Annotated in this window: 1 protein-coding gene; it reads left to right on the forward strand. The window is 40.7% G+C overall.

What is annotated here, in order from left to right; translation table 11 throughout:
• The first annotated feature begins 9 nt into the window (after positions 1-9).
• Positions 10-867 carry a restriction endonuclease subunit S gene (locus FJQ58_RS02120; RefSeq protein ID WP_476641265.1) on the forward strand — a complete coding sequence of 286 codons (858 nt, stop codon included), beginning with the start codon at positions 10-12 and terminating at the stop codon, positions 865-867.
• Positions 868-1,362 lie beyond the last annotated feature (495 nt).

The following is a 1,362-nucleotide window of genomic DNA, read 5'->3' on the forward strand; positions in this document are numbered from 1 at the left end:
GTTCTTTTCGTGAACGCCACCGAGAAATTCACTAAATTAACGCGAAGCCAAAACGAACTAAGTTCACTTGATATCGCAGTGATTCTAAGTGCTTATCAAGACCAAAAAGAAGTTGATCAGTACAGCAGAATTGTATCGATTGATGAAATTTCCGAAAACGAATGGAGCTTACAACCTCTACGGTATTTTGAAAAGGCAGAGGTTAACTCAAGAGTTGGGAAAGTCTTGGTCAACCGTGAGCAGTATGTCAATGTAGATACACAACTGGTCATGCTGAAGGATATTGCCGAAATATCGAGAGGATTTGTTTCAAAAGAGGAAGTAGAACCTGATGATGCTTCACATTACTTGGTTAATCTGAGCGATGTACAGGACGGAAAAATCCAATTGAGTGGCCTTAAGGGGGTTCGACTCGATGGAAAACNTGGAAAACAAGCCGCTGCATACCAGCTAGAAACTGGTGATGTATTGCTCTCAAGCCGCGGTACGCTGTTAAAGTTGGCTGTTGTTTCACAAGATAATCTTTCAGATAAGCCGCTTGCCTTTTCTCAAAATTTCATCCGAATTCGATCTTCAAAGGTTGAGCCGTACTTTATCAAAGCCTTCCTAGAAAGCCCTATCGGTCAGTATTATCTTGAGGCTAATCAAAAAGGAACGACGGCGACCGTATTAAGTCATAAAGATGTGGGTTCAATTCAAATGCCGTATCCATCATTGGAACGACAGCAGGAAATCGCCGAAATTGTCATGAAATCCGAAACAGCCTATGAGGAAGCTGTTCGGGAAGCAAAGAAGTCGCAGGAACAAAATTTGTTGAAGAGCTATGAGTTAATGGGTATTACCGAGTCATTCCAAATTATTGATTAAAGGGGGATGGAGACATAACCCTGAGTACCGAGGAATGTCTTCTTAACCCCGTAACAAGAATTACATTTAATTATTACAGTAACTGCAATAAACGAATTTATTGTATCTGTAATCAAATGTATTATCGGGAAGATTTCCACCATTCCCGTATCGAGTCTTTATACGATCTCTTGCCATATCTGATCTAAATGTCATCTTAGCATGGTGTTCGCTGGTCACATGTTCCCAGCCACCGTCATTGGCCATTTCTCCAAATCCCTTTCTTGCGGTCGGTACGGTAGGGACGTATCTACAGTTATCTTGATGGAACGTTACTGTTTTAGTCGGTTTATCGTAGTTGACCCACATAATACACACCTCCATCATTGATTAACTAAAATATACCAGACAAATAAGAGGGCGACAAACGTGTAGTGTCACGTTAACTTATTAATTCGTTACCCAATAGGATTAAAAAACAAATTTCAAGGAGGAACCCCTAAATGGCTCCAAAAG

It is taken from the genome of Paenibacillus paridis, assembly GCF_006345825.1.
Taxonomy (GTDB): Bacteria; Bacillota; Bacilli; order Paenibacillales; family Paenibacillaceae; genus Pristimantibacillus; species Pristimantibacillus paridis.